The 23,195-nt window shown below is 61.9% G+C and carries 21 protein-coding genes; 11 read left to right on the top strand and 10 right to left on the bottom strand.

Features of this window, described 5'->3' with window-relative positions; genetic code table 11:
• Positions 1–23: 23 nt before the first annotated feature.
• The 3 genes from C0058_RS15755 (at position 24) to C0058_RS15745 (ending at position 3,975) form a co-directional block, all read left to right on the top strand.
• Positions 24–1,133, top strand: a complete 1,110-nt coding sequence (locus tag C0058_RS15755; protein ID WP_102369029.1) for a DSD1 family PLP-dependent enzyme — start codon at positions 24–26, stop codon at positions 1,131–1,133.
• A gap of 480 nt (positions 1,134–1,613) precedes the next feature.
• Positions 1,614–3,017 (top strand): sodium:solute symporter family protein, encoded by a 1,404-nt coding sequence (locus C0058_RS15750; RefSeq protein ID WP_102369028.1) that lies wholly within the window; start codon positions 1,614–1,616, stop codon positions 3,015–3,017.
• A 37-nt stretch (positions 3,018–3,054) separates the two neighbouring features.
• The gene (locus C0058_RS15745; protein WP_102369027.1) at positions 3,055–3,975 is read left to right on the top strand and encodes a pyridoxal-phosphate dependent enzyme; all 921 of its coding nucleotides are present in this window, start codon (positions 3,055–3,057) and stop codon (positions 3,973–3,975) included.
• A 114-nt stretch (positions 3,976–4,089) separates the two neighbouring features.
• Here C0058_RS15745 and C0058_RS15740 read toward each other — a convergent pair whose 3' ends face one another.
• The 4 genes from C0058_RS15740 to aldA all read right to left on the bottom strand — a co-directional run bounded on the left by C0058_RS15740 (position 4,090) and on the right by aldA (position 9,758).
• Positions 4,090–5,700: a GMC family oxidoreductase gene (locus C0058_RS15740; RefSeq protein ID WP_003212548.1), complete on the bottom strand. Its 1,611-nt coding sequence runs from the start codon at positions 5,698–5,700 to the stop codon at positions 4,090–4,092.
• 27 nt (positions 5,701–5,727) lie between these two features.
• The gene (locus C0058_RS15735) at positions 5,728–6,945 is read right to left on the bottom strand and encodes a mandelate racemase/muconate lactonizing enzyme family protein (protein ID WP_008432553.1); all 1,218 of its coding nucleotides are present in this window, start codon (positions 6,943–6,945) and stop codon (positions 5,728–5,730) included.
• A gap of 1 nt (position 6,946) precedes the next feature.
• Positions 6,947–8,257, bottom strand: coding sequence for a nitrate/nitrite transporter (locus tag C0058_RS15730; protein WP_102369026.1), 1,311 nt, complete (start codon positions 8,255–8,257; stop codon positions 6,947–6,949).
• A gap of 76 nt (positions 8,258–8,333) precedes the next feature.
• Positions 8,334–9,758, bottom strand: coding sequence for an aldehyde dehydrogenase (gene aldA, locus C0058_RS15725; protein WP_003212551.1), 1,425 nt, complete (start codon positions 9,756–9,758; stop codon positions 8,334–8,336).
• 208 nt (positions 9,759–9,966) lie between these two features.
• Here aldA and ccoN point away from each other — a divergent pair, with 208 nt between their 5' ends.
• Complete coding sequence (gene ccoN / locus C0058_RS15720; RefSeq protein ID WP_102369025.1) at positions 9,967–11,394, top strand: cytochrome-c oxidase, cbb3-type subunit I; 1,428 nt, start codon at positions 9,967–9,969, stop codon at positions 11,392–11,394.
• A complete protein-coding gene (locus C0058_RS15715) occupies positions 11,394–11,615 on the top strand; it encodes a CcoQ/FixQ family Cbb3-type cytochrome c oxidase assembly chaperone (RefSeq protein ID WP_102369024.1) in 222 nt (73 codons plus the stop codon). Before ccoN ends, C0058_RS15715 begins: the two co-directional genes overlap by 1 nt.
• A gap of 110 nt (positions 11,616–11,725) precedes the next feature.
• Here C0058_RS15715 and C0058_RS15710 read toward each other — a convergent pair whose 3' ends face one another.
• Positions 11,726–12,220, bottom strand: coding sequence for a hypothetical protein (locus tag C0058_RS15710; RefSeq protein ID WP_003212554.1), 495 nt, complete (start codon positions 12,218–12,220; stop codon positions 11,726–11,728).
• A 126-nt stretch (positions 12,221–12,346) separates the two neighbouring features.
• On the opposite strand from C0058_RS15710, the gene C0058_RS15705 reads away from it, so the two are divergent.
• Positions 12,347–13,042: an aspartate/glutamate racemase family protein gene (locus C0058_RS15705; RefSeq protein ID WP_003212555.1), complete on the top strand. Its 696-nt coding sequence runs from the start codon at positions 12,347–12,349 to the stop codon at positions 13,040–13,042.
• On the opposite strand, the gene C0058_RS15700 is transcribed toward C0058_RS15705, so the two are convergent.
• The 3 genes from C0058_RS15700 to C0058_RS15690 all read right to left on the bottom strand — a co-directional run bounded on the left by C0058_RS15700 (position 13,039) and on the right by C0058_RS15690 (position 15,973).
• Positions 13,039–13,551, bottom strand: coding sequence for a GNAT family N-acetyltransferase (locus C0058_RS15700; RefSeq protein WP_003212556.1), 513 nt, complete (start codon positions 13,549–13,551; stop codon positions 13,039–13,041). The two genes, C0058_RS15705 and C0058_RS15700, sit on opposite strands and share 4 nt — an antisense overlap.
• 78 nt (positions 13,552–13,629) lie before the next feature.
• On the bottom strand, positions 13,630–14,775 hold the full coding sequence (locus tag C0058_RS15695) for a glycerate kinase (RefSeq protein ID WP_102369023.1): 1,146 nt from the start codon (positions 14,773–14,775) through the stop codon (positions 13,630–13,632).
• A 91-nt stretch (positions 14,776–14,866) separates the two neighbouring features.
• Positions 14,867–15,973, bottom strand: coding sequence for a sugar diacid recognition domain-containing protein (locus C0058_RS15690; protein ID WP_003212558.1), 1,107 nt, complete (start codon positions 15,971–15,973; stop codon positions 14,867–14,869).
• A gap of 161 nt (positions 15,974–16,134) precedes the next feature.
• Between C0058_RS15690 and C0058_RS15685 the strand changes: the two genes are divergently transcribed.
• Both C0058_RS15685 and C0058_RS15675 read left to right on the top strand, forming a co-directional pair.
• Positions 16,135–17,445, top strand: a complete 1,311-nt coding sequence (locus C0058_RS15685) for an MFS transporter (protein ID WP_003212559.1) — start codon at positions 16,135–16,137, stop codon at positions 17,443–17,445.
• 254 nt (positions 17,446–17,699) lie between these two features.
• Positions 17,700–18,053 (top strand): hypothetical protein, encoded by a 354-nt coding sequence (locus C0058_RS15675; protein ID WP_023658819.1) that lies wholly within the window; start codon positions 17,700–17,702, stop codon positions 18,051–18,053.
• 65 nt (positions 18,054–18,118) lie between these two features.
• On the opposite strand, the gene C0058_RS15670 is transcribed toward C0058_RS15675, so the two are convergent.
• Positions 18,119–18,823 carry an SDR family oxidoreductase gene (locus tag C0058_RS15670; protein WP_003212561.1) on the bottom strand — a complete coding sequence of 235 codons (705 nt, stop codon included), beginning with the start codon at positions 18,821–18,823 and terminating at the stop codon, positions 18,119–18,121.
• A 100-nt stretch (positions 18,824–18,923) separates the two neighbouring features.
• Between C0058_RS15670 and C0058_RS15665 the strand changes: the two genes are divergently transcribed.
• The 3 genes from C0058_RS15665 (at position 18,924) to rarD (ending at position 21,932) form a co-directional block, all read left to right on the top strand.
• Positions 18,924–19,826 (top strand): LysR family transcriptional regulator, encoded by a 903-nt coding sequence (locus C0058_RS15665; RefSeq protein WP_008432540.1) that lies wholly within the window; start codon positions 18,924–18,926, stop codon positions 19,824–19,826.
• A 76-nt stretch (positions 19,827–19,902) separates the two neighbouring features.
• Positions 19,903–20,913, top strand: coding sequence for an aldo/keto reductase (locus C0058_RS15660; protein WP_008432538.1), 1,011 nt, complete (start codon positions 19,903–19,905; stop codon positions 20,911–20,913).
• Between the two features lie 137 nt (positions 20,914–21,050).
• The gene (gene rarD, locus C0058_RS15655) at positions 21,051–21,932 is read left to right on the top strand and encodes an EamA family transporter RarD (RefSeq protein ID WP_102369021.1); all 882 of its coding nucleotides are present in this window, start codon (positions 21,051–21,053) and stop codon (positions 21,930–21,932) included.
• Here rarD and C0058_RS15650 read toward each other — a convergent pair.
• Positions 21,901–23,133 carry a dermonecrotic toxin domain-containing protein gene (locus C0058_RS15650; protein WP_256579613.1) on the bottom strand — a complete coding sequence of 411 codons (1,233 nt, stop codon included), beginning with the start codon at positions 23,131–23,133 and terminating at the stop codon, positions 21,901–21,903. The genes rarD and C0058_RS15650 overlap by 32 nt on opposite strands.
• Between the last annotated feature and the right edge of the window lie 62 nt (positions 23,134–23,195).

Genomic DNA, 23,195 nt, shown 5'->3' with positions numbered 1-23,195 from the left:
ATTTACCTTTTGGAGTGTGCACGATGGAAACCCCGACAGCTTTGCTGGATGTGAGCCGGATGCAGCGCAATATCCTGCGTATGCAGCAGCGTGCCGATGACTTGGGTGTGCGCTTGCGGCCCCATGTGAAGACCCATAAATGTGCCGAGGTGGTGGCGGCGCAAATCGCCGCCGGGGCCACGGGGATTACGGTTTCGACGTTGAAGGAGGCCGAGTATTTTTTCGACCTCGGCATTCGGGACGTTCTGTATGCGGTGGCGATGGCGCCGCATAAATTGCCTCAGGCGTTGGCGTTGCGTCGTCAGGGGTGTGCGCTGACGCTGATCACCGACAGCCTTGCCGGGGCCCGGGCGATTGTCGAGTTTGGTGCGCTGCAGGGTGAGGTTTTTGCGGTGCTGATTGAGATTAACTGTGATGGGCACCGGTCCGGGGTGAAGCCTCAGGATCCGCTGTTGCTGGAGATCGCCAGGCTGCTGTATGGCGGCGGGATGCTTGCCGGGGTGTTGACTCATGCCGGGGAAAGTTACGGGCTGGATACGCCTGAGGCGTTGCGGGCGATTGCCGAGCAGGAACGGGCGCGCTGTGTTGCAGCGGCCGAGGTGATTCGGGGGGCGGGGTTGCCTTGCTTGCAGGTGAGTGTGGGTTCGACGCCCACGGCGCTGTCGGCGGTGAGCCTGGAGGGTGTGACTGAGCTGCGGGCTGGGGTTTATGCGTTTTTTGATTTGGTGATGCATAACGTTGGGGTGTGCCGCATTGATGAGCTGGCGTTGAGTGTGCTGACTACGGTGATCGGGCATCAGGTGGAAAAGGGCTGGATCATTACCGACGCGGGGTGGATGGCGATGAGTCGGGATCGTGGGACGCAGTCGCAGAAGCGGGATTTTGGTTATGGGCAGGTGTGTACCGAGGGTGGTGAGGTGATCGAGGGGTTGCTGGTGGGCAGCGCGAATCAGGAGCATGGGGTGGCTTGGTTCGACGGGGTGGCGGTGGATGTGGTTGAGCGGTTTCCGCTGGGGACGCGGCTGAGGGTTTTGCCTAACCATGCGTGTGCTACGGGGACGCAGTTCGGCAGCTATGGCGCGCTGCTGGAGAATGGTGAGGTGCAGGTTTGGGAGCGGTTGCGGGGGTGGTAGATCGGGGGCATATCCGTTATTTGGGTGATGGCCGATATTGGTTCCGCTCTTACAGCGGCCTGAAAGCCGGCTTGAGTGTTAAAAGCCAAATCAGAAGCTAAAGCGGGCACGGTCCACTGTAGGAGCTGGCTTGCCGGCGATGGCATCAACTGGGTGTACCTGATGCACCGAGGTGTCTGCATCGCCGGCAAGCCAGCTCCTACAGAAAAGCGCTTGGCTTTTAACACTCAGGTCGGCTTTCAGGCCGCCGTGCTCTTGCTTTTGATCTTGATCTGACTGCCCCAATAAGCCCGAGGCCGAACGCAGGTATTGCGCAGCGGCCCTCGCTGTAAGAGCGAAACCATAGGTAGCCGTTACCCAGATAACGGATATACACCCATACCAAAAGAGTATCAAACCATACCAACCCGATATTAGACGAAAGCAAAACCAGCAGAGGAAACTACCCACAATTACAAAAATACCTAAAGAGTATAAAAAATGCCCACCCACTCCTCATGGATCGTACTGTCCATCACCGGCCTGTACATGCTCAGCCTGGCACTGATCAGCTACGGCGTCCGCCGCCACTCCCGCAGCGCCAACAACTACACCACCGGCGGCGGCCACTTCCCGGCGTTCCTGATCGGCTTCCTGATGCTCTCGGAATTTATCGGCACCGCAGTCAGCATCGGCACCGCCCAAACCGGTTTCAAGGTCGGCATCTCCGCCGCCTGGAACCTGTTCGCCCTGGCCCTGGGCTTCGTACTCTTCGCCTGGCTACTGGCGCGCAAATACAAGGACCTGGGCGACAACACCATCTCCGGCGTACTCGCGCGCAACTACGGCCAACGCACCCGCTTCGCCACGTCGATCATCACCATCTTTGCCCTGGAGATCGTCGCCGTCTCGATCTACGCCAGCGGCGGCGCCGTATTGGCCAGCGTGATGCAAGTAGACCGAACCCTGGCGATCGTGATCGTCGGCGTAGTCTCGGTGGCATACGTCAGCATCGGCGGCATGCGCTCAGTGATCTACACCAACTTCGTCCACGCCGCCCTGAAATACCTGGGCGTCGGCTTGGCCTTGTGGTTCGGCCTGAAGCAGGTGGGCGGCATCGGCCAGCTGCAAGCGCAATTGCCTGCCAGCATGTTTGACTGGACCGCCGTGGGTTGGGGCCAGATCATCGCCTGGATGATCGCCGGGATCGGTTCGATCTTCTCCACCCAATACGTAATCCAGGCGGTGAACACCGTCAGCCACGCAGGCAAGGCCCAGCGCGCCTGCTTCTACGTGGCGGTGCTGATGGTGCCGTTCGGCATCGGCGCAGCACTGATCGGTATGTGCAGCGCGGTGCTGTTCCCCCATGTCGACTCCCTGCAAGCCTTCCCCACCCTGATCGCCAGCATGGACCAACTGACGGCCGGGCTGGTGGTGGCAGGCCTTGCCGGCTCGCTGTTCGGCACCATTTCGGCGGTGAGCATGGGCTCGGCGACGTTGTTGCTGCGAGACTTCTACGAGCCATGGTTCAACCCGGAAAAAAGCGACGCCAAGTCCCTGCGCTTCGTGCGCCTGGCGACCATCGCTGTCGGCCTGTTGCCGATTGCCATGGCACTGACCTCGGACAAGGTGCTGATGATCGCCTTCCTCGGCAAGGCGTTACGCGCCTCCCTGGCCGTGCTGGTGTTGATGGTGTTCTACGCGCCGAAATTCGGCACGGCGGCCGGGGCATTCCTGAGCATCATTGCCTCGTTGCTCGCGACCGTCGGCTGGTTCCTCGCCGGTAATCCGTGGGGCATCGACAACGCCTACATCGCCCTGTTCACGCCGTTGATCATCATGGGCATCAGCCATGTGACGCGCCGCAGGACACCGGCCGAACCCCTGGTGGCAGCCACGAGCTGAGGTAGGATGGCAGCCTCACCCAAAAGGAACTTGTGAAATGCTGCCGATTCGCACCCCGTTGATCCTGCACCCCGGCTTGTCTACCGCTACCCGGCGGGTCTGGCTGAAGCTCGAGAACCTGCAACCCTGTGGCTCGTTCAAGTTGCGCGGCATGACCACGCTGTGCGCCTACGCGGCGAGCCAGGGCAAGACCACGGTGGTATGCCCCTCCGGCGGCAATGCCGGGCTGGCCACGGCCTTCGCGGCGCGCGGCCTGGGGTTACAGGCGCGGATCGTGGTGCCGACCACCACCCCCGAAGCCACCCGCGCACGCATCCGCCAGGCCGGGGCCGAGGTGGTGGTGCACGGTGATCTGTGGGATCAATCCAATGAGCTGGCGCTGCAACTCTCCGAATCACCTGAGGCACTGTATGTGCCGGCCTTTGATCACCCGCTGTTGTGGGAAGGCCACAGCAGCATGATCGATGAGATTCTCGAGGACTGCCCTCAGGTGGGCGCCATCGTGACCTCGGTGGGCGGCGGTGGACTGCTCGCGGGCGTTCTGACGGGCCTGGAGCGTCATGGGCGGTTCGGCTGCAAGGTGATTGCGTGTGAAACGGCGGGCGCGGCTTCGTTTGCTGCTGCCGTAGAGGCTGGAAAGCCCGTGCGGCTGGCGAAGATCGATACCGTGGCCAAGTCGTTGGCCGCGACCCAGGTGGCGACGTGGCCGGTGCAGCATATCGGCAGGTTTGCCCATCAATGCGTGGTGTTGAGTGATGCCGACGCGATGATAGGCGTGGCGCGGTACGCCGATGATTTACGCCAGTTGGTGGAACCGGCATGTGGGGTTTCGTTGGCCGTGGCGTATCTGGAGCATGGGGCGATTGCCGGGGTTGAGGATGTGGTGGTGATTGTGTGTGGTGGGGTAAGCATCAGTGCCGAAACGGTTGCCCAGTGGCAGAACACGGTCTCTCTATGATCGTTCCCACGCTCCGCGTGGGAACGCCGCCCTGGACGCTCCGCGTCTGCTCTTGAAGTCGTGACGCGGAGCGTCACAGGATGCATTCCCACGCAGAGCGTGGGAACGATCAATTCAGGCATCCTGCAGGATCAGATCCGCACCCTTCTCCGCCACCATCAACACCGCCGCATGGGTATTGCCCGAGGTCACGTTGGGGAAAATCGACGCATCGACAATCCGCAGCCCTTGCATCCCGTGCACCTTCAGGCGCTTGTCCACCACCGACACCAGCGGGTCCGAGCCCATGGCGCAAGAGCCACACAGGTGATAGATCGAGCCGCTGTTCTCGCGGAAGTACTGCAGCATCTGCTCATCGGTTTGCACCGCCGGCCCCGGCAATACCTCGGCCACCGTCACGCCCTTGAGCGCCGGCGCCTGCATGATCTTGCGCATCAGCCGGCTGCCCTGGATCACCTCGTCGATGTCCTTTTGGGTGCTCAGGTAGTTGGGGTCGATCAAGGCCGCGTCCCGTGGGTTTTTCGAGGCGATGCGGATCGTCCCGCGGCTGGTAGGCCGGCACGGGTTGAAGCACAGCAGGAAGCCTGAATACGGCTCGGGCTTGAGGCTGGCCTTGTTGTTTTTCGGGATCTGGTACGACAGCGGGTTGAAGTACAGCTGCAGATTGGGGTGCGCCTGCCCTTCGTTGCCGCGAAAGAACCCGCCGGCCTGGTTGACGCTCATGGCCAGCGCGCCCTTGCGGGTCAGCAGGTATTTGAGGCCGAGTTTGAACTGGCCAAACAGCGAACTGAGCTGGTCGTTCAGGGTCGGGATATTGGCCTTGTAGTAATAACTGGCGCAGAGGTGGTCCTGCAGGTTCTGCCCCACTGCAGGCAGGTCCTTGACCAGCGGGATGTTGTGTTCGGCGAGCAATTGCTTGTCCGCCACACCCGACAGTTGCAGGATCTTCGGCGTATCCACCGCCCCGGCGCACAGGATCACCTCCTTGCGCGCGGTAAAGGTGCGAACCACGCCGTGCTGGGTCACGCTGATGCCGGTGGCGCGCTGCTGATCGTCGAACAGCACGCGGTCTACCAGCGCATGCAACTCCACGGTCAGGTTCGGCCTACCCAACGCCGGGTGCAGGTGCGCAAAGCTGCTGGAGCAGCGCTCACCGTTGCGGGTGTTGACGTCGTAGAGGCCCGCACCTTCGAAGTTCGGCCCGTTGAAGTCATCGCTCAGGCCATAGCCCAATTGCTCGCAGCCCTTGAGAAATACATCGCAGATGGCGTGAGTCTGGCCCTTCATCGGGGTGATGCTGATGGGGCCGCTGCTGCCGTGGTATTCGGTGTCGCCCAGGGGGTGATTTTCCAGCTTGCGGAAGTACGGCAGCACGTCCTTGAAGCCCCAGCCGTCGTTGCCATTGGCCGCCCAGTCATCGAAATCATGGGCCTGGCCGCGCACGTAGATCATGGCGTTGATCGAGCCGGAACCGCCCTGCACCTTCCCCCGCGGGGCATAGATGGCACGGTCGGCCAGCTGTTTTTGCGGCTGGCTGTAGTACATCCAGTTGAAGGTCGGGTTGTAGTACATCTTGGCGAAACCGACCGGGATCTTGAACCACCAGGAGCTGTCCTTGCCGCCGGCTTCCAGCAGCAATACCGAATGCTCGCCCGAGGCGGAGAGTCGGTTGGCCAGGACGCAACCTGCGGCGCCGGCACCGGCGATGATGTAGTCGTATGTCATTCACGGTTACCGCATAAGTCGTTTTTTTTAGCCCTTGGCGGGCGAAGTGTCTTTCACGTCAGCAGGCGTGGGCGCCATTTGCAGGTGCAGCCGCTCGCCGGTGTACGGCGTGTGCTTGCGCACCACGTCCATGTTCAGCTCCACCCCAAGGCCCGGCTCGGTGGACGGGATGATGTAGCCGTCCTCCCATTGCAGCGGCTTGGTCAGCACTTCGGCATGGAAGCCGCCCCAGGTCATGATGCTTTCCTGGATCAGGAAGTTCGGCGTGCACGTGGCTAACTGGAAACTCGCCGCTGCGCCGATCGGTCCGTTGTACAGGTGCGGGGCGATCTGCGCGTAGTAGGCCTCGGCCATGCTCGCGATTTTCTTGGCTTCCAGCAGGCCGCCGCAGCGGGCCACGTTCATTTGCAGGATCGATGCACCACCGGCCTGCAAGAGCTTGAAGAACTCGTACTTGGTGGTCAGGCGCTCGCCGGTGGCGATGGGAATGCTGGTCTTCGCCGCGACCTGGGCCATGGCCTCTTCCTGGCCTGGTGGCACCGGTTCTTCGAACCACAGCGGGTCGTATTTCTCCAGGCGCTTGGCCAGGCGAATCGCCGACGACGGCACCATCTGCCCGTGGGTGCCGAACAGCAGGTCGCACTTGTCGCCCACCGCCTCGCGAATCTTGCGGCAGAAGGTTTCGCAGCGTTCCAGCACTTCCAGGGAGATCTGGTGGCCGGAGTACGCGGTGTACGGGCCTGCCGGGTCGAACTTCACGGCGGTGAAACCCTTGTTCATGTTCTCGATCGCGCATTCGGCGGCCAGGTCCGGGTCGTCGTAGTCGTACTCGCCCTTGCTGTTGACCGGGTACAGGTAGGTGTAGGAACGCAGGCGTTCGTTGACCTTGCCCCCCAGCAACTCATAGACCGGTTTGTTGGCGGCCTTGCCGATGATGTCCCAGCAGGCCATTTCCAGGCCGCTGACCACGCCCATCATGGTCAGGTCGGGGCGCTGGGTGAAACCGCTGGAGTACGCCTGGCGGAAGAAGCGCTCGATATGGTGCGGGTCGTGGTTGAGCAGGTAGCGCTCGAACACGTCCTCGATGATCGGCAGCATGGCCTTGGGGCCGAAGGTGGCGGCGTAGATCTCGCCCACGCCTTCGATGCCGCAGTCGGTTTTCAGTTTGACGAACAGCCAGTACATGCCGCCGATGTGCGGCGGCGGTACGGCGACAATATGGGTTTCAAGGGCGACGATTTTCATCTCAGGCACCTGTCTGGTTGAATTTTTTACGATTGATCCGGGCGCGCAAGGTCAGGGCCGCGAGGGTCCCGAGCACGCCGATGAAGGCGATGTAGCCGAAGTACAGGTTGTAGCCGACCTGCCCCGGGTATGTGTCGGTGAGGTAGCCATTGATCAGCGGGATAAAGGTGTCCGGCAGGTAACCCACCACCGAGACGATGCCGATGGCCAGGCCGGTGATGCGCAGCGGGATGTTGCAGCTGTCGAGGATCGCCCAGTACAGGCCGCGAATCGCGTAGGTCATCAGGCCGATAAAGATCACCGTGCCGATCAGCAAGCCGAGGCTGCCAATGGCCGGGAACACGATCAGGCCGACCATCGCCAGGGTCACCAGCATCAGCGCGACGATCAGCACCGAGATGTTCGAAAACTTGTCCCCCAGCCAGCCGCCGCCGATCCCGCCGATGGGTCGCATCCACAACTTGATGGTGGTGATGGTGCCGGCCATCACGGCGGTCATGCCGCTGCCTTGCAGGTAATCGGAGAAGCTGTAGGTGGCCCAGAACATGTGGTAACCGCAGAACACGATGGCGGTCACCAGCCACAGCTCGGGGATTTTCACCAGGGTGGTGAGGTCGGCGATCAGGTTGAACTTGCCCTTCTCGACCGCCGCAGTTTCGGCCATGGACTTGGGGTCCTTGAGCAGCACCAGCACACAACCAATGGCGATACACACGAACGAATACAGGTACACCACGTGCTTGAAGCCTTCGGCCGCAGTTTGGCTGCGGGTCTCGGTGGCGTAGGCGAACAGCCCCAGGGCCACGGTCGCCAGCAAGGCTTCCACCAGGCCACGGCCGCCGTCGAGGATGCCGAAGAAGCGGCCCTGCTCACTGTGATGGGCGATCATCTTCACCCGCTTGAGCACCGAAGCCCAGAAGGTCAGGCCGGTGGTCAGGCCCCAGCAGCCGAAGATGATCATCAGGCCGGTCATCGACGGCACAGTGGAGTACCAGATACCCAGGGCCCCGGTGGCCACCAACGAAAAGAAGATCAGGAAGCGTGGCGGCAGGCGATCGGCCAACCAGCCGCTCGGCAGGTAGCTGAGCAGGAAGATCGTACCGAGCATCGAGTACAGATAACCCAGCTGGCTGTGGTTGATCTGGAACACCTCGAGCATGGTGGTCTGGTAGACCTGGCGCAGGTAGAGGATCGGGTAGATCGCCCCGGCAGCCAGTACCAGCAACATCAATTGGAAGTAGCGACTGGCCTTGTCGCTTTTAGCCGCGGACACGGCATCGAAACCCTGGGCAACGGGTGCAGGCTTGGACATCTTGTAGACCTCGGGCACCCACTGAGCAGGTGCCCCGATAATTGTTTTTATTGAGGTGAAGCCGGTGGTCGGTGAATCAGTACTTCATGACCACCAAACGGGTCTGGGTGAATTCAAGCATCCCGTGCTTGCCGTCATCGCCGCCCAGCCCTGAGCGTTTCCAGCCGGCGTGGAAACCCTGGTAAGGGTCGGCCGGGGTGCGATTGACGTACAACTCGCCGGCCTCGATGGCGTTGGCGACTTTCATGGCCGTGCGGTAGTTCTCGGTATAGAGCACCGACGACAGGCCGAACTGGTGATCGTTGGCCATGGCCAGCGCTTCGTCGATATCGCGGTACTTGAGCACCGGCAGCACCGGGCCGAAGATTTCTTCCTGGATGATTTCCATGTCCTGGCGGCAGGCGCTTAGCAGCGTCGGCGGGTAGAAATGGCCCGGACCTTCGGGGAGTACGCCGCCTGTTTCCAGTACAGCACCGTCGGCGATGGCGCGCTCGACCATGGCGTGAATATTCTGCCGGGAGCTGGCGTTGACCAGTGGGCCCATCAGGCCCGCATCCGTGGCACGGTCACCGAATTTGACGGCGCCGATCTTGGCCTTGAGCAGGGCCAGGAATCGGTCATAGACGCTTTCCTGCACATACACCCGCTCGACGGCCGTGCACAGTTGGCCGCAGTGGGTGGTCTTGGAAGCGATGATGTCGCTGGCGGCTTTTTCCAGGTCGGCGTCGGCCTCGATGATCGCCGGGGTCTTGCCGCCCAGCTCCAGGGACGGCTTGGCGATGTTGGCCTTGCAGTAGTCGAGCACGATGCGCCCGGCGTTGACGCTGCCGGTCAGGGTGATCAGGCCCACGGCCTTGTGGGTGCACAGGGCGGCGGCGGTGGCGTGGTCCATGGTCAGGATGTTGATCACGCCGGCCGGCATGCCCGACTGCTCGACGGCGCGGGCGATTTCAAAGGCGGACAACGGCGTGTTGTTGCTCGGGCGCACCACCACGGTGTTGCCGGCAATCAGCGCCGGGGCGATTTTGCGCAGCAGGGTATAGACCGGGTAGTTGAACGGAATCAGGCAAGCCACGACGCCAATGGGCTCGCGTTGCAGGAACAGGTTTTCGTCCGGGGTGTCGCTGGGGATGATTTCGCCTTCGATGCGGCGCGCCCATTCGGCGTGGTAGCGGGTGATCTGGGCGGCGTAGCGCGCTTCGTTGCTGGCGTCGTCGAGGCTTTTGCCGGATTCGCTGGCCAGCGCCCGGCCTATGCTTTCAGCGCAGGTTTCGAGGGCGGCGGCGAAAGCCCGCAGGTGTTCGGCGCGCTGGATGCTGGTGAGCTTGCCCCAGGTTTTCTGTGCGCTGGCGGCGGCATCGACGGCCGCAATGGCTTCATCAGGGGTGGCGGCGGACACCCGGCCTACCTGGGCCTCGGTCGCGGGGTTGTAGACCGCGATTTGGGCGGTGCTGGCAGGTTCGGCGAAGTGGCCGTTGTAAAAGTTGCGCTCGATTTGCATATGGTTTTTTGCCCAATCGTTGTTGTTTTGCGAGTGACTTGCAGTTTTGTCATTGGGCGGGGGTTGGACAAACGATTTATTGACGGGGGTAACGTGCGAAAAATGCAGGTTAGTGGCTGATCCGTATTAATGACCCGGGTCTGAGTCTGTATTGTTCTACCCATACTTCCTACAGTGCCGCCCACTTGGAACCGTGGGAGGACTAAGCATGCAACCACCATCAACCGCACAGGCCTACAACTACAAGGTCGTGCGTCAATTCGTCATTGCAACTATCGTCTGGGGCGTGGTCGGCATGGCCATGGGCGTGTGGATCGCCTCGCAACTGGTGTGGCCCGAGATGAACCTCGACCTGCCGTGGACCACCTTCGGCCGCCTGCGCCCGCTGCACACCAGCCTGGTGATTTTCGGCTTTGCCGGCAGCGCGCAATTCGCCGCCAGCTACTACGCAGTACAGCGCACCTGCCAGGTACGGCTGTACTCGGACAAGCTCGCTGCCTTTACCTTTTGGGGCTGGCAGTCGGTGATCGTGATCATGCTGGTCAGCCTGCCACTGGGTTACACCACCACCAAGGAATACGCCGAGATCGAGTTCAGCGGCGCGGTGTGGATGACCGTGGTGTGGGTGGCCTATGCGATCGTGTTTTTCACCACTGTGGTGCAGCGCAAGACCCAGCACATCTACGTCGGCAACTGGTTCTTCGGTGCATTTATCGTGGTGATCGCGATGCTGCACGTGGTCAATCACCTGTCGATCCCGGTGGACTGGTTCAAGTCCTACCCGGTGTATTCCGGGGCCACCGACGCGATGGTGCAGTGGTGGTACGGGCACAACGCCGTGGGGTTCTTCCTGACCACCGGTTTCCTGGGGATGATGTACTACTTCGTGCCGAAGCAGGTCGGGCGACCGGTGTATTCCTATCGCCTGTCCATCGTGCACTTCTGGGCGCTGATCACCCTGTACATCTGGGCCGGTCCGCACCACCTGCACTACACCGCGCTGCCGGACTGGGCGCAGTCGCTGGGGATGGCGATGTCGCTGATCCTGCTGGCGCCGAGCTGGGGCGGGATGATCAACGGCATGATGACGCTTTCCGGGGCCTGGCATAAATTGCGCACCGACCCGATCCTGCGCTTCCTGGTGCTGTCGCTGGCGTTCTACGGGATGTCGACCTTTGAAGGGCCGATGATGGCGATCAAGACCGTCAACGCCCTCTCCCATTACACCGACTGGACCATCGGCCACGTCCACGCCGGCGCCCTGGGCTGGGTGGCGATGATCACGTTTGGCTCGCTGTACCACATGATCCCGAAAATCTTCGGGCGCGCGCAGATGCACAGTGTGGGGCTGATCAATATGCACTTCTGGCTGGCGACCATCGGCACGGTGCTGTACATCGCGTCGATGTGGGTCAACGGCATCACCCAGGGCCTGATGTGGCGGGCGGTGAACGATGACGGCACCCTCACCTACTCGTTTGTGGAAGCGTTACAGGCCAGCCATCCGGGATTTGTGGTGCGATTCGTCGGCGGGGTGTTCTTCCTCAGCGGCATGTTGCTGATGGCGTACAACACCTGGCGCACCGTGCGTGTGGCGGATTTGATGGTAGCGCAGCTTGACGCGCAGATCGCCTGATGTGGGAGATAGCGCTGAACCTGGCGGCGGTGATCGGCCTGTATGGCGCGGTGGAGTATTGCCTGCGGGGCCAGTCGAAGGAGAGCCTGGATGAGGCCAGCCTGACGCCGTTCGCCGATGACCCGGAAGTGGCACGGCGGGTGGAGCTGGCCACGGGCAAGCGGGTCAACGCGGTGGCGCCTGAGGAAACAAAGCAGGACTGGGGCAATATAGAGATCTAATTGTGGGAGCGGGCTTGCTCGCGAATGCGGTGGTTCAGTCAACATATACAGCGACTGACACACCGCTTTCGCGAGCAAGCCCGCTCCCACACAAGCACCACATTGAGCGACTAGCCGCGTTCGCGGGGAATCAGGCTCTGCAACTGCAACGCCAGGAAGTTGGCATCGAAGCCGAACGTATCCGGGTCTTTCAAACCGTTGGTTTTCTTCCACAGCCAGTCGTTTTTCCCCGGCAGCAATACCAGGGAAATGCTGCCGTAGCGGGCGGCGGTCAAGCCCATCACCGACAGCGAAATCAAACCGCCGGCGCCCATCACATCCGGCACGAACTCCACCGGTTTGCCGGCGATATGGATGGTCAGTTTCTCGGTCTTGAAGGTGGAGGTCTCCACCGGCACGCTGGGGCCGGAAGCCACGTACGCCTCGCGCTGCACTTCCAGCAAACCGACCGTCTTCACAGGCGCAAGCCACTGCTCGATCTGGCCGAACAACTCGCCGATCTTCTGCGCCCAATGGGCCGACTGCACTTCGAACTGCTGTTTCTTGTGGGCTTCGCTGTCGGCGTAATGACGCAGCATCTCGCCCAGTTGTTGTACATCGTCCATTGCCGTGTTCCTTGGGTGACCCATGTTGCGAGCCTTGATCATGGCAGATGCCGCACACCGGCGTATGACTAAAGCGCAGCGCGCGGGTAATGTGGTGCCCTCGCCCGTCCAATTCAGGAGCATCGCATGCGCACCATCGGCCTTATCGGCGGCATGAGCTGGGAGTCCAGCGCCGAGTATTACCGCATCATCAACCAGAACGTGCGCGACCAGCTCGGGCCGCTGCGCTCGGCACAACTGTTGATGTACAGCGTCGACTTCGGCCCGGTGGAGCAGGCCCAGCACGCCGGGCGCTGGGACGATGCGGCGCTGATCCTCGAAGACGCCGCCCGCCGCCTGCAAGCCGGGGGCGCCGAGTGCATCGTGCTGTGTACCAACACCATGCACCTGGTAGCGCCGCGGATTGAAGCGGCGGTGTCGATACCGTTTCTGCATATTGCAGACGCTGCCGGCGCGGCGGCCGTGGAAGCTGGCACCCTGAGCGTTGGCCTGCTGGGTACCGCGTTTACCATGGAGCAGGAGTTTCTCAAGTCACGCCTGGCGGCACAGGGGCTGACCGTGCTGGTGCCGGACGCTGAAGAGCGCCAGGCCGTGCACCGGATCATTTACGAAGAGTTGTGCGTCGGGGTGATCAGCGACGCATCGCGCGAGGTGTACCAGCGGGTGATCGAGTCTTTGGCCGCCCGTGGCGCCCAGGCCATCATCCTCGGCTGTACGGAAATCAGCCTGTTGATCAAGCCGCAGCACAGCGACCTGCCCTTGCTGGACACCACCGAGCTGCATGCGCAGGCTGCGGTGGCGTTTGCGTTGCAGGACGACTAGGCCGGCTTGCGGATGCGCGCCATGGTCAGGGTGTCGACGAATGCGCCGTCACGCACGGCGTAGTCGCGCAGCAGGCCTTCGGTCTCGAAGCCGAACTTGTGGTACAGCCGGTGGGCGGCTTCGTTGTCGGCGTACACCGTGAGTTCCACCCGGTGCAGGTTCATCCAGTTATCCGCCACCTCCAGCGCCGCGCCCAGCAGCCGGGAGCCCACGCCCTTGCCCTGCCAGGCGGTGGCGACGCCCATGCCGAATGAACCGACGTGGCTTTGGCGCACGCGCAAATACTGTTCCAAACCCAGCTGGCCGATCACTTCACCGGCATGCAGCGCCACCAGCTGTAGCCGCCGCTCGTTGTCCTGCACCAGGCGTTTGCGCCAGGCCTCGACTGACTGGAAAGGCATTTGCAGCACCTGACGGCAGACAGCCGGGTCGTTGTAGAGCGCAGCGACGCCTTCAAGGTGGGCCTCGGTGAAGCGCGTGATAACGATCTTGGGTTCAGGTGTGTGCATGGTGTTTCGTCCTTTGAAAAACACGTGGCCGACCAGTGTAGGCGGCAAAGCCTCAGAATGGCGAGCCCTGCACTGCACTCATCGGGAACGCGAAGCCACCAATTTCCAGACCCGCGCGATGTCCGAGGCGCGCTCGCGCAACAGGCGCGGTGCGTCGCTGCAGGCCTGTTCCAGGGTAGTCGGGCCGGACGGCAAGGCGAACGCGGCATCCACACCGTGGGCGTACATTTGCTCGTAGCCATCCCCCAGGGTGCCGGCGATCACGATCACCGGCACGTTGTGCTGCCTGGCGATTCGCGCCACGCCAAACGGGGTCTTGCCGCGCAGGGTCTGGGCGTCGAACCTGCCTTCGCCGGTGATCACCAGGTCGGCGCCACGCACGGCTTGCTCAAGCCCAACAAGCTCTGCGACCACTTCAACACCCGCGCGAAACTGCGCGCCAAGGAACGCCTTGGCGGCGAAACCCAAGCCACCGGCGGCGCCGCTGCCGGGTTCGTCACGTACATCCTTGGGCAATACCTTGGCGCAGTGATCGGCGAAATGGCCGAGGGCCGCATCCAGTTGTTCGACTTGCTGGGGATTGGCGCCCTTTTGCGGGCCAAAAATCGCCGAGGCCCCGTGAGGACCGCATAAAGGGTTGTTCACGTCGGCGGCGATTTCGAAGCGCACTTCGTTCAGGCGGGGATCCAGTTGTTCAAGGCTGATGCGCGATAGCTTGCCCAGCGCCAGGCCGCCAAGGGGCAGCGCTGCTCCCTCGGCATCAAACAACTGCACACCCAGGGCTAGCATCGCCCCGGCGCCGCCGTCGTTGGTGGCGCTGCCGCCAATGGCCAGGATGATGCGCTGGGCGCCGGCATCCAGGGCGGCGCGGATCAGTTCGCCAGTGCCGAAGGTGCTGCTGGAACACGCATTTCGCTGACCCGGTGGCACGAGTTGCAGGCCGCTGGCTTCGGCCATTTCGATGATTGCGGTGTGGCTCTCGGCCAACCAGCCCCAATGCGCGTCGACACTGCCGCCCAATGGCCCTTGCACACGGCTGGTGCGCAGCTCGCCCTGGCAGGCGGCGAGTACCGACTCCACCGTGCCCTCACCACCGTCCGCCATCGGGCACTTGATCAGCTCGGCGTCGGGCCACACGCTGGCCAACCCCTCGGCAATGGCATTCGCCACGCCCTCGGCACTCAGGCTGTCCTTGAACGAGTCAGGGGCGATGATGATTTTCATGGGCTTTCTCCGGTTTTTATAACGCCCATGCTGCCAGTTGGCACCGGCAATAACGCCGGTCCATTGCACAAGAGTGGCTGGGGTTTGTTGTTCATTTGGACAAAGCTTGCGGCAATAGCTGCACGCCCAGGTACAACGCGAGCATGCCGTCGAGGGTCAGCGGGTCGACGCCGCTCAGCTCGGCGATGCGTTCCATGCGGTAGCGCAGGCTGTTGCGGTGGATCCCCAGGGCATCGGCGCACGCCTGGCTTTGGCCGTCGTGGTCGCACCAGCTGCGCAGGGTCGCCAGCAACTGGCCGTTGCTGTCCTTGGCCAGTACCTTGCGCAGCGGGTTGAGCAGTTCGTCGAGGGCGTCGTCGTTGCGGTGGCGCCAGAGCATGACCGGCAGGCGGTAGCGATTGAGGGTCAGCAACCGCGATTCGGGCAGCACATCACGGCCATAGGCGAGCAGGTCGCCGACTCGCCGGTAACAACGGCGCAGGCCGGCCAACCCGTCCGCTTGCCCGCCGACGGCGACCCGCAGGATGTTCCAGCCCAGGCCGTCGAGCTTTTCCAGCAGGCGCGGGTTATCGACCTGCACCGACGCAGGCCGGCACCACAGCAGGGAAAACTGCGCGGAGCTGACGCACCAGCTGTCGGGGTAGCGCGAGGTCAGCCAGGCGCTCAAGGCCTCGGCCGACTGGCCGCTGCCCAGCTCGAACAGGTACGGCGTGCGCGCCAGCTGCGGCTTGAGGCCCAGTTGCTGGGCTTCATCCACCAGGCGCGGCGAATCACCGGTCTCGGCCAGCAGCAGTGCCAGCAGATCATCGCAGCGCTGGCGCCGCCATTGCTGCTCGGCTTGCTGGTGACGCTGGCTGACCAGCATTTCGGCAGTCATGCGCACCAGTTCGGCATAGGTGCGCAGCAATTCCGGCTCACCGGTAATGCCCAGCACGCCGATCAGGCGCTGGTCGTGCAGCAGCGGCAGGTTGATCCCGGGTTGCACGCCCTTGAGGTGCTTGGCGGTCTGGCCGTCGATCTCCACCACCCGCCCGTTGGCCAGCACCAACTGCGCGCCTTCGTGGCGGGTGTTGATCCGCTCGGGTTCGCCGCTGCCCAGTATCAGGCCCTGGCTGTCCATGACGTTGACGTTATAGGGCAGGATCGCCATGGTGCGATTGACGATATCCTGCGCCAGGTCATGATCCAGCTCGAACATGGGGCTAAATTCCTGAAAAAAACCGGTTGTTCATAGGCACAGCGCAAACCATGCTTCACTGTGCGCGAGCACAAAGACAGCACCCCTTGAGGTGGCCGAGACTCGTTGGGCGATCAACGTTACCCTCGCATCGCAAAAAATCATAATAAAGAGAGACTGCCATGTCACAGAGCGCCGCTGTTACCCAGGCCACCGATGACGATAAAAACGCCGTATACAAGCGCATCACCCTGCGCCTGATCCCCTTCATTTTCATCTGCTACCTGTTCAACTACCTCGACCGCGTCAACGTCGGCTTTGCCAAGTTGCAGATGCTCGACGACTTGAAATTCAGCGAGACCGTGTACGGCCTCGGTGCCGGGATCTTCTTTATCGGCTACGTGCTGTGCGGCGTGCCGAGCAACCTGGCGTTGACCAAATTCGGTCCACGGCGCTGGATTGCGCTGATGATGATCGTCTGGGGCGCCCTGTCCACCTGCCTGTTGTTCGTTACCACACCGACGCACTTCTACGGCTTGCGCCTGCTGACCGGCGCCGCTGAAGCCGGGTTCTTCCCGGGCGTGGTGCTGTACCTCTCGCAGTGGTTCCCGACCTTCCGCCGTGGGCGGATCATGGCGCTGTTCATGTCGGCGATTCCGGTATCCGGCCTGCTCGGCAGCCCGTTCTCCGGCTGGATCCTCAACCACTTCGCCGCCGGCCAGGGCGGGCTTGCGGGCTGGCAGTGGATGTTCCTGCTGCAAGGCGTGCCGACGGTGATCCTCGGCGCCCTCGCCTACTTCCTGCTCAGCGACAGCTTTGCCAACGCCAAGTGGCTCACGCCCCATGAGCGCGCGGTGCTGGAAGCCGACCAGGCGACCGACCTGGCCAACAAGCCGAAGACTACCAGCGACTCGCTGCTGGAAGTGTTCAAGAACCCGGCGATCTGGGCGTTCGGCCTGATCTACTTCTGCATCCAGAGCGGTGTGTACGCCATCAACTTCTGGCTGCCATCGATCATCAAGAACATGGGCTTCAGCGATAACCTGGTGATTGGCTGGCTGAGTGCGATCCCGTACCTGCTGGCGGCGGTGTTCATGCTGCTGGTGGGCCGCTCTGCCGACTTGCGCAAGGAGCGTCGCTGGCACCTGGTGGTGCCGATGCTGATGGGCGCGATCGGGCTGGTGATTGCGGTGAACTTTGCAACCACGCCGGCCATTGCGATCCTCGGCCTGACCATCGCCACCATGGGTGCCCTCACCGGCCTGCCGATGTTCTGGCCGGTGCCAACCGCGATGCTCAGCGCAGGTGCGGCAGCGGGTGGTCTGGCGTTGATCAACTCCATGGGCCAGATGGCGGGGTTCCTCAGCCCGTATATCGTCGGGTTTGTGAAAGATGCCACCGGGTCTACGGACCTGGCGCTGTACCTGCTGGCGGCGGTGATCGTCGCGGGCAGTGTGCTGGCGTTGCGCATGACGCGCACACTCAAGGCTTGAATCAGCGCTGACCGGTGCCGTGATATCAAGGGCGGCGCCGGTCATCTATCTGCTCATATAAAGGCGTGTTTTTATAGGCAAACAACTGCCTGACAGCCGTATTAACCTCTACGCCCATTCCAGGTAACAAATAGGCTACAACCTTTACCCAGCCTTTACTTTCGTACTCCATCATCCCGTCCGAAACCGCTGTCTGAAGCCTATGCCCGGGGATATTATCAAGACCGGTTCGGTGCATACGTAGAGGACTTATCATGATCAGTCGACTCTCAAAAATGAAAGTAGCCATGTTGCTCATTGCCACCCTCGCCATCGCAGGGCAAGCAGAAGCCCGTGGAGGATATGGCTATGGCTGGGGTCACGGTTATGGGTACGGGCATGGCGGTGGTTGGGGCTGGGGTGGCCCGGCTTTGCTGGGTGCGGTTGTCGGCGGTCTCGTAGTGGGTTCGGTGGTCGCCAACTCCCAGCCTCCGGTCTATGTGCAGCAGCAACCGGTTTACGTGCAACCGCAGCCGGTGTACATCCAACAGCCGCCGCCGGTCTATTACCAGGCGCCGCCTCCAGGCTATTACTACCCGCCACAACCGGTTCCGGTGCCACGTTATTAAGCACGGCCCTATTACTGATAATGCAGGTCCCGCCTGAAAGCGGGACCTTTTTTATTCAGCTGCCTTTAGAGTAATCCGCCGCCGTCGACATCAATCACGCTACCGGTGATAAACCCGTTCTCCATCGCCAGCACATACCCGGCAGCCACTTCTTCGGCCTGCCCCACGCGCCCCACCGGCAACGCCCCGCCCGCCTTGGCAAACATTGCCAGTCGCTGCTCATCGGACAATCCGGCATACGCCTCGGTGTCGATCACCCCCGGGCTGACCACATTGACCCGCCGTGGCGCCAGTTCCTTGGCCAGTTGCTTGCCCAGCGCTTCGGTCGCCGCATTGATGCCGGTCTTGATGAATTGCCCCGCAACCGTTTTGCGCCCCAACTGCCCCGACGTCAGGGTGATGCTGCCGCGCTCGGCGAGAAATGGCAGCGCCGACTGGATCGCCCGCAGCGAACCCCAGAGCTTCACGTTGAAGTTGTCTTGCGCCAGGTTCAGGTCGGTCTCGATCAACGCCTTGGCCTGCACCGCAGGCCCTGCGGTGTAGACCAGATGGTCAAACGGCCCCACGGTTTCGAACAAGCGCTGTAATGAGGCTGCGTCGGTCACGTCCACCTGCTCGCTGCGCACCCCGTTCTCCACGGTTGAAGACAAGCGCCGCCCGGCCAGCACCACATGGGCACCGCGTGCCACGGCCTGCTTGGCCACCGCGGCACCAATGCCGCTGCTGCCGCCAATGACGATGATGGTTGTGCCGTTGAGGGGAGATGTCATGGGGAAATACCTGGCTGAGAAAATGAGCTTTCATCTTCCCAGCTTGGCAATCGTTGAAAAATCCCGGTAAAACGACAAGATCTTTAAAGGATTTTTACAAATGAGCTCAATCCTCGACCTTGAAGTGTTCGTACGCACTGCTGACACCGGCAGCCTGTCGGCAGCCGCCCGCAGCCTCAGCCTGACCCCGGCCGCAGCGAGCATTGCCCTCAAGCGCCTGGAAACCCGCCTGGGCATCCGGCTGCTGGCGCGTTCCACCCGCAGCATGCGCCTGACCGAAGAAGGCCGGCGCTACCTCGACAGTGTGCGCGTGGCACTGGAGGCGCTGTCGGAAGGCGAACAGGCGGTCAAGCAGCAAGGCCAGAGCCTGAGCGGGTTACTGCAATTGGCCGCGCCCTCGGATTTCGGGCGCAATGTGCTGCTGGGCTGGCTGGATGAGTTCAAGCTCGAACACCCGAACGTGCGCCTTCAGTTGCTGCTCAACGACAGCAATGCCGACCTGTTCCGCGAAACCGTCGACATCGCCCTGCGCTTCGGCGTACCACGGGACTCCAGCCTGGTCGCGTTGCCGGTGGTGCCCGACCACACGCGGGTGGCGTGCGCCAGCCCCGACTACCTCGCGCGCCACGGTACGCCACGCCTCCCCCAGGACCTGGCACAACACAGCACGCTGCGCTATATGCGCCAGGGTCGGGCGAACAACACCTGGTACTTTCGCCAGGGCGAGGTGTTGCAGGAAGTCGAGGTCGGCGGCGACTACCTCAGTGATGACGGCGAGATCGTGCGGCGCTGGGCATTGGCCGGGCACGGCATCGCCTATAAAGCGCGGCTGGATGTAGCGCGCGATATCAAGGCCGGGCGCCTGGTGCCGTTGCTCACCGATTGGCAAGGCGAACCGACCCCGTTCAATCTGATGTGTCCCCATCGGTTGCAGGTGTCGGAGCGGGTCAAGGTACTGCACCGCTTCCTGCAACTGCGCTGCGCCGAACTATTACCGCAATAACCGTCGCGGGGCTTGTTCCAGAGCCTTGCTCTCTGGTATTGGATAGGGCCTGTCTCCCCCTTTTGAGGTGTTCACGATGATTTACCGCACACTGGGCCAGTCCGGGTTGAAGGTCAGCGCACTGACCCTGGGCAGCATGATGTTTGGCGAGCAGACCAACACCGAGGACTCGCTGCGCATCATCGACAAGGCCTGGGATCAAGGCATCAACTTTATCGACACCGCCGACGTCTACACCGGCGGGCGCTCCGAGGAAATCGTCGGCGAAGCCATCGCCCGCCAGCGCCAGGATTGGGTGCTGGCCTCAAAGGTCGGCATCGGCCCGGCGGATGGCCTGCCGAACCGCAGCGGCCTGAGTCGCAAGCGGATTTTCAATGCGCTGGAAGCCAGCCTGACGCGCCTCGACACCGATTACCTGGACATCTATTACCTGCACCGCGAAGACCACAACACGCCACTGGAAGTCACGATTTCAGCGATTGGCGACTTGATCCGCGAGGGCAAGATCCGCCACTGGGGCTTGTCCAACTACCGCGGCTGGCGGATCGCCGAAGTGATCCGCGTGGCCGAGCGCCTGGGGGTGGACAAACCGATCATCAGCCAGCCGCTGTACAACATCGTCAACCGTCAGGCCGAGGTGGAGCAGATCACCGCCGCCGCCGCGTATGGCCTGGGCGTGGTGCCTTACAGCCCGCTGGCCCGTGGCGTGCTCAGCGGCAAATATGCGCCGGACGTAACGCCTGAAGCCGGCAGCCGTGCCGGGCGCCAGGACAAGCGCATCCTGGAAACCGAATGGCGCGTTGAATCCCTGCGCATCGCCCAGCAGATCCAGCAATACACCCAGGGCCGTGGCGTGGGGATTGTCGAGTTCGCGATTGCCTGGGTCCTGAACAACTCGGCGGTCAGTTCGGCGATTGTCGGGCCGCGCACCGAGGCGCAGTGGGATGCCTACACCGGCGCGCTGGAGGTGAAGATCACGGCGGAGGACGAAGCATTCATCGACTCGCTGGTCACGCCAGGGCATGCGTCGACGCCAGGGTTCAATGATGTGAGCCACTTTGTGTCGGGGCGAGTTGCCCGGCCATAAGTCCCTTTTATGGGGGGACCTGAGAAATCCTCCCATAAACCGCTCCAAAACAGAGCAAACATCTCACCTCAAAAGCACTATATTCCCTCCCTGAAATCCCCCCTTCTTTTGTATCAATCGGCTTTCGTGAGGACAGTGTGTCTAAAGGTGTTGTGTTATCGGTCTTGGCCTCGGTGTTGTTTGCCGTAATGTATTACTTCACGTCGCTGCTGACGCCCTTGAGCGGCCTGGAGATCTTCGGCTGGCGCATGTTGTTGACGGTGCCCTGCATGACCGTGTTCATGATTGTCAGCGGCGAGTGGCGACGGGTGTGGGAACTGGTTCGGCTGGTTGCGGCCAAACCCGCGCTGATCGGCGGGGTCGTGGTGTCTTCGGCGCTGCTGGGGGTGCAGTTGTGGCTGTTCATGTGGGCGCCGCTCAACGGTCGCAGCCTGGATGTATCGCTGGGCTATTTCCTGCTGCCATTGACGATGGTGCTGACCGGTCGGCTGGTGTATGGCGAACAATTGTCACGCCTGCAAAAGATTGCGGTGTTCTTCGCCGGTGCTGGTGTGCTGAACGAGTTGTATCAGGTGGGCGGATTCTCCTGGGCAACCCTGGTAGTGATTATCGGCTACCCGGTTTACTTCGTACTGCGCAAACGCCTGAAGACCGACCACCTCGGCGGGCTGTGGCTCGATATGGCGCTGATGTTGCCGGTGGCACTGTGGTTCGTGCAAAGCGGCGAACAGGGTTTTGCCGTGCTCGACGCCCACAAGGGCTTGTACGCCTTGATCCCGATGCTGGGCTTGATCAGTGCGTCGGCGCTGGTGTGCTACGTCGTCGCCAGCCGCTTGTTGGCCTTCAGCCTGTTCGGGCTGCTCAGCTATGTAGAACCGGTGCTGCTGCTCGGCGTGGCCTTGTTGTTGGGCGAAAGCATCAAGGAGGGGGAATGGCTGACGTATCTTCCGATCTGGCTCGCGGTGATGGTGCTGGTGTTTGAAGGCTTCAAGCATTTGGTGCGTCAGCAGAAGGCCTGACAGCGCTTTTTTTTGCTGCCATTTCGAGCATTACAGCCGTTTGCGACAACCCCCCTCGGATGGCCCCGTAATACGGAATCCTGCCTTGGATTTCGTCGCCTATTTGCGTCAGTGCGGCGTCCATTTGCGCCTTTTCAACGCCAAACAGCTTACCGAGCCGGTTGCCATGGTTGAGTTCAAGCAAGGTGCCGGTGACGGGGTTTTTGACGATTTTTTCGATGGACTGCGCCACATCCGCAGGCACGCCCAGTGCGATCAAGGCCGTCCCAATGCCTGAACCCGGGTTCTTCAGTTGGCGGATGAACTCGTCGAACAGCCCCCATAAATCGTTGGCACCTACATTATCCAGGCTGACACTGACGACCGTTTTCAAGTATTGCTCTCGCGAGACAGGCGACAGCGGCTGGTCATTGTTCAGGCCGTTTTTCACAAAGTAGAAGTTGCCCTTGTTACCTCCTCCATGGAAGTTGCCGTAGGCATCGTACTGATAGAGTACGGTTTCTCCGTCCGGACGTGTGCCTGCGAAAGTCACCCGGCCATCACGGGTCTCAACTTTCAGGTAGGTCCCCGTCAGCCCGTTGACCGGTACCGGCGGCACGCTTGTGTGCTTGTCCAGGCGATTGAAGATATCGCCCTTTTCGTAGCCAAAAGGCCCGACCACGGCATTGATATCGCCTGCTGCGAAGCGCGTCATCGTGTCTTTTACCCGCTTTGTCTGATCGGCAGGTGCATTGCGGGAAAAATGCCCGGCAAATACATCCAACTTGTCAGGGTCGGTGGCGACCTCTTTGAGCCAGGCGTTCATTTCTCCAAGGTTATTGAATTCGAAGAACGAATTGCCCTCAACGTCAGGAATATACAACAGGACATTCGTTCCGGTTTCAGAGGCGGGTACGCGTTTGACCACCAGAATGTCGCTCGACTGGATCCCGTCCACCGCGAACGTGCAGACCTGCGCGCCGACGGTTGATGAGGTACCCGGGGCCAATACGGCATTGGCCAGTTCGACGCCTGCGGCGGTCAGCTCGCCCTGCGCACTGCTCCATTCCACGTTCGAGGAAAACGTCACGCGGGCGACAGTGGCAGGACTTAATGGGGAGGGAACAGTTGGGGCCAAGGGACTGATGGCCGGTTCGTCGTTGACGGCTGCTGCCTGATTCAAACCTGGAGGTGGACTACCGGTGTGCGCAATGACTGTCATACATGAACCTCAACTGGGCATATGACACTGAGTAACGCTGGCAGTGAATTCCGTTCCTGGCC

The organism is Pseudomonas sp. NC02 (genome assembly GCF_002874965.1).
In the GTDB taxonomy this organism is placed as follows: Bacteria; Pseudomonadota; Gammaproteobacteria; order Pseudomonadales; family Pseudomonadaceae; genus Aquipseudomonas.
This window is presented reverse-complemented; position numbering and strand designations above follow the sequence as displayed.

Excerpts from the sequence above, each read along its gene's own strand:
- C0058_RS15755 (WP_102369029.1), top strand. The coding sequence starts at position 24 with ATGGAAACCCCGACAGCTTTGCTGGATGTGAGCCGGATGCAGCGCAAT.
- C0058_RS15750 (WP_102369028.1), top strand. The coding sequence starts at position 1,614 with ATGCCCACCCACTCCTCATGGATCGTACTGTCCATCACCGGCCTGTAC.
- C0058_RS15745 (WP_102369027.1), top strand. The coding sequence starts at position 3,055 with ATGCTGCCGATTCGCACCCCGTTGATCCTGCACCCCGGCTTGTCTACC.
- C0058_RS15740 (WP_003212548.1), bottom strand. The coding sequence starts at position 5,700 with ATGACATACGACTACATCATCGCCGGTGCCGGCGCCGCAGGTTGCGTC.
- C0058_RS15735 (WP_008432553.1), bottom strand. The coding sequence starts at position 6,945 with ATGAAAATCGTCGCCCTTGAAACCCATATTGTCGCCGTACCGCCGCCG.
- C0058_RS15730 (WP_102369026.1), bottom strand. The coding sequence starts at position 8,257 with ATGTCCAAGCCTGCACCCGTTGCCCAGGGTTTCGATGCCGTGTCCGCG.
- aldA (WP_003212551.1), bottom strand. The coding sequence starts at position 9,758 with ATGCAAATCGAGCGCAACTTTTACAACGGCCACTTCGCCGAACCTGCC.
- ccoN (WP_102369025.1), top strand. The coding sequence starts at position 9,967 with ATGCAACCACCATCAACCGCACAGGCCTACAACTACAAGGTCGTGCGT.
- C0058_RS15715 (WP_102369024.1), top strand. The coding sequence starts at position 11,394 with ATGTGGGAGATAGCGCTGAACCTGGCGGCGGTGATCGGCCTGTATGGC.
- C0058_RS15710 (WP_003212554.1), bottom strand. The coding sequence starts at position 12,220 with ATGGACGATGTACAACAACTGGGCGAGATGCTGCGTCATTACGCCGAC.
- C0058_RS15705 (WP_003212555.1), top strand. The coding sequence starts at position 12,347 with ATGCGCACCATCGGCCTTATCGGCGGCATGAGCTGGGAGTCCAGCGCC.
- C0058_RS15700 (WP_003212556.1), bottom strand. The coding sequence starts at position 13,551 with ATGCACACACCTGAACCCAAGATCGTTATCACGCGCTTCACCGAGGCC.
- C0058_RS15695 (WP_102369023.1), bottom strand. The coding sequence starts at position 14,775 with ATGAAAATCATCATCGCCCCTGACTCGTTCAAGGACAGCCTGAGTGCC.
- C0058_RS15690 (WP_003212558.1), bottom strand. The coding sequence starts at position 15,973 with ATGTTCGAGCTGGATCATGACCTGGCGCAGGATATCGTCAATCGCACC.
- C0058_RS15685 (WP_003212559.1), top strand. The coding sequence starts at position 16,135 with ATGTCACAGAGCGCCGCTGTTACCCAGGCCACCGATGACGATAAAAAC.
- C0058_RS15675 (WP_023658819.1), top strand. The coding sequence starts at position 17,700 with ATGATCAGTCGACTCTCAAAAATGAAAGTAGCCATGTTGCTCATTGCC.
- C0058_RS15670 (WP_003212561.1), bottom strand. The coding sequence starts at position 18,823 with ATGACATCTCCCCTCAACGGCACAACCATCATCGTCATTGGCGGCAGC.
- C0058_RS15665 (WP_008432540.1), top strand. The coding sequence starts at position 18,924 with ATGAGCTCAATCCTCGACCTTGAAGTGTTCGTACGCACTGCTGACACC.
- C0058_RS15660 (WP_008432538.1), top strand. The coding sequence starts at position 19,903 with ATGATTTACCGCACACTGGGCCAGTCCGGGTTGAAGGTCAGCGCACTG.
- C0058_RS15650 (WP_256579613.1), bottom strand. The coding sequence starts at position 23,133 with ATGACAGTCATTGCGCACACCGGTAGTCCACCTCCAGGTTTGAATCAG.